Source organism: Meiothermus hypogaeus, from assembly GCF_003574035.1.
Taxonomy (GTDB): domain Bacteria; phylum Deinococcota; class Deinococci; order Deinococcales; family Thermaceae; genus Meiothermus; species Meiothermus hypogaeus.
Window position 1 is genome coordinate 1 of sequence record NZ_QWKY01000110.1, and the last position, 8,306, is coordinate 8,306.

5 protein-coding genes are annotated in these 8,306 nt (G+C 61.2%); 3 read left to right on the top strand and 2 right to left on the bottom strand.

The window, feature by feature from the left end; translation table 11 throughout:
• Nucleotides 1–354: 354 nt before the first annotated feature.
• Entirely contained in the window at nt 355–573 is a 219-nt protein-coding gene (locus Mhypo_RS16350; protein ID WP_119342318.1) for a Uma2 family endonuclease, read from the bottom strand.
• Nucleotides 574–944: 371 nt separating this feature from the next.
• On the opposite strand from Mhypo_RS16350, the gene Mhypo_RS16355 reads away from it, so the two are divergent.
• The 3 genes from Mhypo_RS16355 (at nt 945) to Mhypo_RS16365 (ending at nt 5,313) form a co-directional block, all read left to right on the top strand.
• A complete protein-coding gene (locus tag Mhypo_RS16355) occupies nt 945–2,471 on the top strand; it encodes a glycine--tRNA ligase (protein WP_119342319.1) in 1,527 nt (508 codons plus the stop codon).
• Between the two features lie 63 nt (nt 2,472–2,534).
• On the top strand, nt 2,535–2,801 hold the full coding sequence (locus tag Mhypo_RS16360) for a hypothetical protein (protein WP_240637298.1): 267 nt from the start codon (nt 2,535–2,537) through the stop codon (nt 2,799–2,801).
• A 109-nt stretch (nt 2,802–2,910) separates the two neighbouring features.
• Nucleotides 2,911–5,313, top strand: coding sequence for an RCC1 domain-containing protein (locus Mhypo_RS16365; RefSeq protein WP_240637299.1), 2,403 nt, complete (start codon nt 2,911–2,913; stop codon nt 5,311–5,313).
• Between the two features lie 277 nt (nt 5,314–5,590).
• Here Mhypo_RS16365 and Mhypo_RS16370 read toward each other — a convergent pair whose 3' ends face one another.
• Nucleotides 5,591–7,978: a COG1470 family protein gene (locus Mhypo_RS16370; protein WP_170148337.1), complete on the bottom strand. Its 2,388-nt coding sequence runs from the start codon at nt 7,976–7,978 to the stop codon at nt 5,591–5,593.
• Between the last annotated feature and the right edge of the window lie 328 nt (nt 7,979–8,306).

Here is an 8,306-nt window from a genome sequence, read left to right on the forward strand (position 1 = left end):
CGTCACCGTCCAATACAACATTCCCTCTCTGCTTGGCAACGGCTTTCAAACCAATCCTCTCCAAAATGTTGGTTTTTACCCATCATCACACCACTTCGTTACTCAACCGAATTCTTTAGATGAGTCGCGCCACACGTTACGAAGCGTTGCAAACCTTTTGCCTGAACCTTAAAGGAAAGATTAGCCCACCTCTGCAAAACCCCGTTAGCGACATTTGTCCTAGCCCAGCAAAGCTCGATTACCGGGGCGTTAGGGGCTTCATATTGCTGAAGAAAATGATTAGACGCTCAAGCAAGTTCAGGCCTGCTACCGATTCAATATCGACATGGGGCTTGTTTTTTGCGACACAACGGTTTATGTCCGTGCTGGATTTTTTTCGTAAATAGCGCCCCAGGGCGTTTGAACTTTGACATCGCTTGGCATGATCCGGCAGCTCCGCTCTCTGGAATTTGGTGCTATGGCCATGGCCAGCTCAAAAGCCAGCTGGTTATGGCGCTCGCTGCTCCCGGCCATAGCGAAAACCTGGCCCTGGGCATGCTTATACCGCTCCGAAGACTTAGCTTCGTAAGTCAGGAAATCCTCTACTGACGTCCCGGTTTTTACAGCGGGGCATGGTTCAGGATAGCAAAATCCTTGCTAGGCGTGGCGCAATGTGTTAGCCTAACGTTTGCGCCGAACCGCAGGAGTAGCCCGGCGTTCCGCTACAGCGAGCCTGGGAGGGTGTGAGCCAGGCAGCCAAGAACCGGGTGAAGGGCAGCGGGCCATACTTGGGCGCAGCTCAAAGGGCCTTGGGGGCAACCCTCCGAGGAACTGGGGTGGAACCGCGGAAGACTTAGCTTTCGTCCCCAGGCATTCGTGCCGGGGGATTTTTTATTGTTTGGGCGCGGGTTGAGGCGAGGAGAAACGAAGGGGCCCAACCCCCCTAGGCGAACGAAGGGAGTTATATGCCTGCAGAAACGATGGAAGAACTGGTGAGCCTGTGCAAGCGCCGGGGGTTTATTTTTCCCGGCTCCGACATCTACGGGGGGCTCCAGGGCACCTACGACTATGGCCCCCTGGGGGTCGAACTCAAAAACAACCTCAAAGCGGCCTGGTGGAGGGCCATGGTCTACGAACGCGACGACATGGAGGGCCTGGACGCTTCCATCCTGACCCACCGGCTGGTGCTGTTCTACTCCGGCCACGAGGCCACCTTTTCCGACCCCCTGGTAGACAACCGCGTTTCCAAAAAACGCTACCGCCTGGATCACCTGCTCAAGGAGCAAAAGCCCGAGGTGCTGGCAGCCCTGTCCCAGGCCATGGGCCTGCACGAAAACAACAACCTGGCGGCCCTGGTCTCGCGCTTGCTGGCCGAGCCGGAAAAGGCCGCCCTGGCCATGAACACCTGCCGGGTGATTGACCCTGCCGACGGTGCGCCCGGCGACTGGACGCCGCCGCGCCCCTTCAACATGATGTTCAAGACCCAGATTGGCCCGGTGGCCGACGAAGACTCCTATGGCTATTTGCGTCCCGAGACCGCGCAGGGCATTTTTGTTAACTTCAAAAACGTGCTGGACGCCACCGCTCGGCGCCTGCCCTTTGGGGTGGCCCAGATTGGCAAGGCCTTCCGCAACGAGATTACCCCGCGCAACTTCATCTTCCGGGTGCGCGAGTTTGAGCAGATGGAGATTGAGTATTTCGTCAAACCCGGTACCGACGAGGAATGGCACGAGCGCTGGCTCGAGACCCGCCTCAAGTGGTGGGAGGCCCAGGGCATTCCCCGCGAGCAGATTCGGGTGCTGGACGTGCCCAAGGAAGACCTCTCGCACTACTCCAAGCGCACCTTCGACCTGATGTACAACTACCCCACCCTGGGCTTCGAGGAGATCGAGGGCATTGCTAACCGCAGCGACTACGACCTGGGCAGCCACACCAGGGGCCAGGCCGAGCTGGGCATCCAGGCCAGGGTGCTGGAAAACCACGACTCCACCGCCAAACTGGCCGTCCAGGATCCCGAGACCAAGCAGTGGTTCGTGCCCTTCGTGATTGAACCTTCGGCAGGGGTAGACCGGGGCGTGCTGGCCGTTCTGGCGGAAGCCTACAACAAAGAAAAGCTGGAAAATGGGGAAGAGCGCATCGTGCTGAAGCTCAAACCCCACCTGGCCCCCATCAAGGTAGCCGTGATTCCGCTTGCAAAGAACAAGGAGGAAATTACCAGCTATGCCCGCCGCCTCAAAGCCGAGCTACAGGCGCTGGGCTTTGGACGGGTGCTCTACGAGGACACCGGCAACATCGGCAAGGCCTACCGCCGCCACGACGAGGTGGGCACGCCCTTCTGCATAACGGTTGACTACGACACCATCGGCAAGAGCCAGGACGGCAGCACCACCTTGCAAGACACCGTAACGGTGCGCGACCGCGATACCATGCAGCAGGAAAGGGTGCCCGTCAAGGAACTGGCCCAGTATCTGCAGGAGCGCTTGCGGCGTTGAGTAGGGCCTTCATCGGGCGCAAGGCTACAGTTGCTTGCAACGCCAGCCCCTAGGCTTCAGTGCGTGTTGCGTCTGGCGATTTGTACCGGCTGCCACGCCCGGGAGGGCGAAAAGTATTTTGCAAGCAGGCTCGAGCTGCTCCAATCCCGCCTGGGGGTGGGCTACTTTGGCGGGGTGGGCAAGAGCCTCGAGGTGGAGTTTGTTTCCTGTTTGTCGCACTGCGAGCAGGGCTTCGCGGTAGCGGTAGAGGACGAGGTACTGGTGCTGCAAAGCGCCGAGGATTTTGCGGCATTTCTGGAGCGTGTGGAGCGGGTGGCCTCGGTGGGTTAGGTCGCGCCCAATCTTGCGAGCAAGCGCCTGCGCACGCCTGAAGATGCATTTGTCTCTTGCCCAGACCTGATGCAGTCCTATGATGGGATTGGAACAATAAGGAGGTGCTGTGAAAAACTATCTTTTACTCCTCGCAGCCGTTCTCATACTGGTCGGCTGCAACCCTCCGGCCCAGCCCAGCTTTATGCTCGCCTTAGGGCAAAATGTCTTGAGTGTGGCTCAGGGCAACTCGGTGCAGGTGGGCCTGACCCTCACGCCCCAGAGTGGTCTTACTGGCACGGTGAACCTGGCTTTGCTAAGCCCGCCCGAAGGCGTCACGCTGTCGCCTTCGTCGGTGAACATCAGCGGTTCGGCTCCCCAATCCGTAACCCTCACCTTCGCCACCACGGGCGCCACCCCCATCCAGGATCACACCCTGACCCTCGAGGCCAGCCAGGGCAGCCTGAAGAAAACCGTGACCCTGACCCTTAAGGTAACAGGCTTTACGGTTTCGCTGGACCCTACCAGCGCCACGATAAACCCCGGACAGTCGGCCTCCACCACCCTGACCATCACCCCCCAAAACGGCTTTAGCGGCACGGTTAACCTGGCCCTGCAAAGCCCGCCCGAGGGGGTTTCGCTGAACCCATCCAGCGTGAACGTAACAGGCAGCGGTGCCCAGAACTTTGCGCTGGAAATTCAGACCACCGGTGCCACCCCCATCCAGGCCCACACCCTTACGCTACAAGCCAGCCAGGGCAACTTTAGCGCTTCTGCCAGCTTTGAGCTGACCGTGACGGCAGCGCCCCAGCCCAACTTCGAGATCGCCCTGAACCCCACTGCCGGTACGGTGGTGCAAAACGGCTCGGCCAGCGCAACGCTTACCATCACCCCCAAAAACGGCTTTAGCGGTACGGTTAACCTGGCACTGCAAAGCCCACCGACAGGCGTGACGGTCTCGCCTGCCAGCGTGACGGTCTCGGGCTCCAACCCCCAGGACTTCACCCTTAGCTTCAGCACCACTACGGCCACCCCCACTGGCCCCCAGACCCTAACTTTGGTGGCCACCCAGGGCAGCCTGAGCAAAACCGCCAGCTTTGAGCTGACCGTGACCTCGTTCAACATCTCACTTAGCAGGTCCAGCACCCTGCGGGCCCAGGGGCAAGGTTTCTCGGACTTCGACCTTACCCTTACACCAGAAGCAGGGTTTAGCGGCACCGTGGACCTGAGCCTGCTATCGCCCCCCAGCGGCATCAGCATTGGCCCGACCAGCCTGACGGCCTCCGGCCCCGTGACGCTTACGGTAGACCGAACCGTGCCGGAAGGGGTCTACAACCTGACTGTAAAAGCCGAGAGCGGTGGCCTGACCCGCACGGCTCCCCTAACATTGAGGGTCTTGCGAGCCACCACACTTGCGGCAGGAGGGAATTTCAGTGCTGCGGTTAAGCTCAACGGCGAGGTCTGGTCTTGGGGTGACAACACCTACGGGCAGCTTGGCCGCGTGACCACTGACACCAGCGACAGCACGCCCGCCTCGGTCAACCCAACCAACGATGTGGTCTCGCTATCGCTGGGGGAATACCACGCGCTGGCGCTAATTCAGGATGGTACGGTGCGGGCCGTGGGGCGGGACGACTTCGGCCAGCTAGGAGATGGCCCCACCGACTCGAGCAGCACCAACAGCACCATCAACCTGGTGACCCCCAGCCTACCGAGCAATGCCAAGGTAGTGGCGGTGGAGGCTGGTCGCTACTATTCACTGGCGCTGCTTTCCGACGGTACGGTGTATGCCTGGGGTCGCAATGATGTAGGCCAGCTTGGCATTGGTAACACCACCTCGCCCCAAGAAGCGCCGGTGCAGATTTCGGGCCTGACCGATGTAATCGCCCTGGCAGCGGGCGATGATCATACCCTGGCCCTGAGGTCGGATGACAGCATTTGGGTTTGGGGCGACAACCCCAACGGTGAGCTGGGCACCGGCAACAACGACCCCTACACCAACCCCGTACCGCTGGCCGGAATCACCGCAAGGGCCATTGCCGCTGGCGGTAACCACTCGGTGGCCCTGCTGGTGGATGGCACGGTGCGTACCTGGGGCTATAATAACCACGGGCAACTGGGCAATGGCACCACCACCTCCAGCAACACTCCGGTAATGGTTAGCACTCCGGTAATGGTTAGCGCCTTGTCGGGTGTGGAAGCTATTGAAGCAGGCTACGAGTTTACGCTGGCCCGCCTGAGCGACGGTACGGTCAAGTCCTGGGGTGACGACTCTACCTTCCAGCTTGGCAATGGAGCCACTACCGGCGACCAAACCACCCCGGTAGATGTGCTGGGCATTGCTTCCGACAGAACGGTCCGCGGGTTGGCAGCCGGATTCTTCCATGCTCTGGCACTGCTGGATAACGGCTCGGTAGTGGCCTGGGGTAGCAACGTGCAAGGCCAGTTGGGCGATGGCACCGACAACTCCTCCGATGAGGCCAAACCCGTTTCCATCACCGAGGTGCGGGTGCCTCCAGTGCCTGCACCGTAGCCTGCAAAGTTTCAAAAACTGCCTGGGACTACCCGGGCAGTATTTCTTTGTGGAGCCGCTTTTCCATCCACAGTTTAAGCACTGAGGGAATGTGGGGATGCTGGCTGGGTGGGGGATAGACCGTGATGAAGGTTGAGTTGTTACAGATTCGGTTAGTTCGTCACCCTTTGGTAACGAATCAACCGAATCTGGTATCAGAAGTATCTCGATGACTTTGTTACCAGACCCCTGAGAGAAGCCTTATCCGCATTTTTGTGAGCTCGGAATCCAGGCCACCTTAGCGGGGCGAGAGCCAGGCAGGCAGCAGCCGGGGTGCTCCCAGCTTTTGTAGGCGTTGTACCGACAGGGCGCTGGGGTTCAGAATGCCCCCATCGCTGGCGGCGGCAAAGCTAAAGCCGTCCAGATTGATGCCCGCAGGGGGGGTGCTGCTCTGGGCCAGGGGGAGCCAGTTGGGCAAAGGCAGGCTTATCTGCACCGCACTGAGCGACCAGTCGAGCTCGAGGCCCCTTTGCAGGCTCCAGACCGCCTGCCAGCCGTTGGCGGGCGCGTTGGAGGGCAGGGGCACGCAGGGGGTTTGGGTGGCGGCGCAGCTCTGGGACAGGTCGGGTACCGCATAGCTGACAGCGGTGCCGAGCCAGCCCTGCGAGAGGTGCAGATGCCACTCCAGGTTGGTGCTGGGGGTAACAGCAAGCTGGGCCAGCTGCAAGCTGAACAGGCGGGTGCCGCTGCCCAGCCAGGTGTAACCAGGGCTCCAGGAAGCCTGGAACTGGTTGCCGAGCAGGGTCAGGCTGGCCCCTGGCAGGTTCAGGAAACCGGCACTCAGGTTGGCGGGGTCGGCAAGCCCCTGCACCACCTGGCGGGAGCGCAGGTTTAGGCCGGCAAAGGTAGCCTCGCGGGCGTTGAAGACGTAAAACTCGTTGGCCTGTCGCTGGGCAGCCGGGATGGCCCGGTAGGTCAGGCTGGCGGCTTTTTGCTGGCTGTCGGCCAGGTAGAGGGTCTGGGTGGTGGGGGTCAGGTAGGCCAGGTAGCTCAGGCCCTCGGCGCCGGGGTTGGGGTTGGTGAGGGTGGCGGTGTAGGAACCCTCGAGGGCAAACGAGGTCGGGCCGGTCAGGTTCAGGTTGAAGTTCTGGTTGCCCGACACGGTGTAGCTGCGCTCAAAGAGCGCCCGGTCGGCCTGGAAGAGGGTTCCTGGGGTGCTGGGCGGCAGGTAGCGCACCGCCATCAGGTGGGCGGTGCCGTTGCGCACGCCTTGCAGCAGGTAGCCGGGGTAGGCCGGGGTGGGGGGGAAGCTGCCATCTCGAGCGGGGTCTACAAAGTCGGCGGAGATTCCGTAGGCCACCTGACCATAGCTGCCGCTCAGACCGGCTAGCTGTCCGCTCAGGTTGGAGAAAGTCCCAGGGGTGGCCGCCGGGGGGCACGAGAGGCTCAGGTCGCGCACCTCGCCCAGGGTGAGCTGGTAAACCCGCACCTGGTGGGTAGTAGTGGAGGGGCTGCCCTCGGTGCGGCTACACACCACTGCCCAGCCATAGCGCCCGCCTGCATTGCCCACACGTAGCAGGTACTCTCCGACAGTAGGCGCTACGACCTGCCAGGCTCCGCTATTATCCTGGCCAGCGACCCAGGCAGCCCCCGACGCAGTCAGCCTGGCCTCGTCGTAGACGTTCAGCAGCACCAGGGCGGTGCGTACAACGGTGCCCTGTTCCCCCCGTACCCGCAGGAGGTAGTTGCCCAGCGGCAGGCTGGGGGTGGTGGAGAGGATCAGGTCAGCAGTATCTCCATCGGCGGGCTCTGGGGCAAAGGTTGCGCTCAGCCCCGAGGGCAGGGGGCTGCCGTTTTGTTGCTCGAGGCTCAGGCTAATGGGGCCAGCCAGGTTGGTACGGGTAATGGTGAGGGGCTCACTCAGGCTGCCGCCCCGCTTTACACTCAGGTACTGGCTCAAGCTCAACTGGAAATCGGATTCGGACGAGGCGGCCAAGACCGTGAGGGTGAAAGGGAGGGTGCGCTCGAGGGTTCCCAGGGTGGCCCGGATGCGCAGGGGATAGGTGCTAATGGTAGCGGTGGGGGCCACCGAAAGCCGCAGGATCGAGACGGTGCTGCCGGGCTGGCTCGGGCTGAAGGTTGCGCTCAGGCCCGAGGGCAGGGGGCTGCCGTTTTGTTGCTCGAGGGTCAGCACCACCGTACCCCCTACATTGATGCGCTGCACATCTACCAGAAGATCCTCGTATTGCCCCTGGCGGATAGAGGGGGTCAGATTGTTCAGACTGATGCGCAAATCGGGTGCATTGGCCTGCTCTACCCTAAGCGGCAGGTCGGCGGTCTGGGAAAAGGACCCCTGCGAAACCCGCACGCGCAAAGTAAAGTCACCCACCGCTGCAGTGCCCAAAGCCTGCACCTGCAGGGTGGTGGTATTACCCTCCGTGCCGTTGGGTTCAAAGGTAGCCCTAACTCCCGTAGGTGGAGGGCTCTCCAGATCCAGCACCACCAGGCCGGGCAGGTTGGTTCGCTCCAGGGTGAGGCTCACTTCCTTAGTTTCGCCCTGTTGCAGGGTCAGGCTCGCAGGAGAAAAGGTAATTTGAACGCTCGGCTGAGGGGTGGGCCGGTTACACCCCACCAACAGCGCCAATGCCATCCCGAACACATAGAACCAATGCTTGGTACCCCACATTTGGTTCACGATGCGACCCATCCTCACGCTTTGACGATAGCACTGACCCAAAGCCTGTCAAGGCAATCGGCGTTACGCGACACTGTGGGTGGTGGGGTTACCCGTCCGTTAAGTGTTCTTCCGATGTTAGTTGAGATAGCTACCCCCAGAGGGTACTATATGAGAAGTCGCTCAAGGGTTCTACATCCTATCCCCACAAGTCCCTGAAACAGCAGGAGTCAAATGATGCTGCTTATGCTGCGCTATTTATGGATACTGGCTATCGCCATCACCGCTTGTGGCAGCACGCCCGAGGTGACCACCCCGACCCCCCCCTCCCCCACCAATC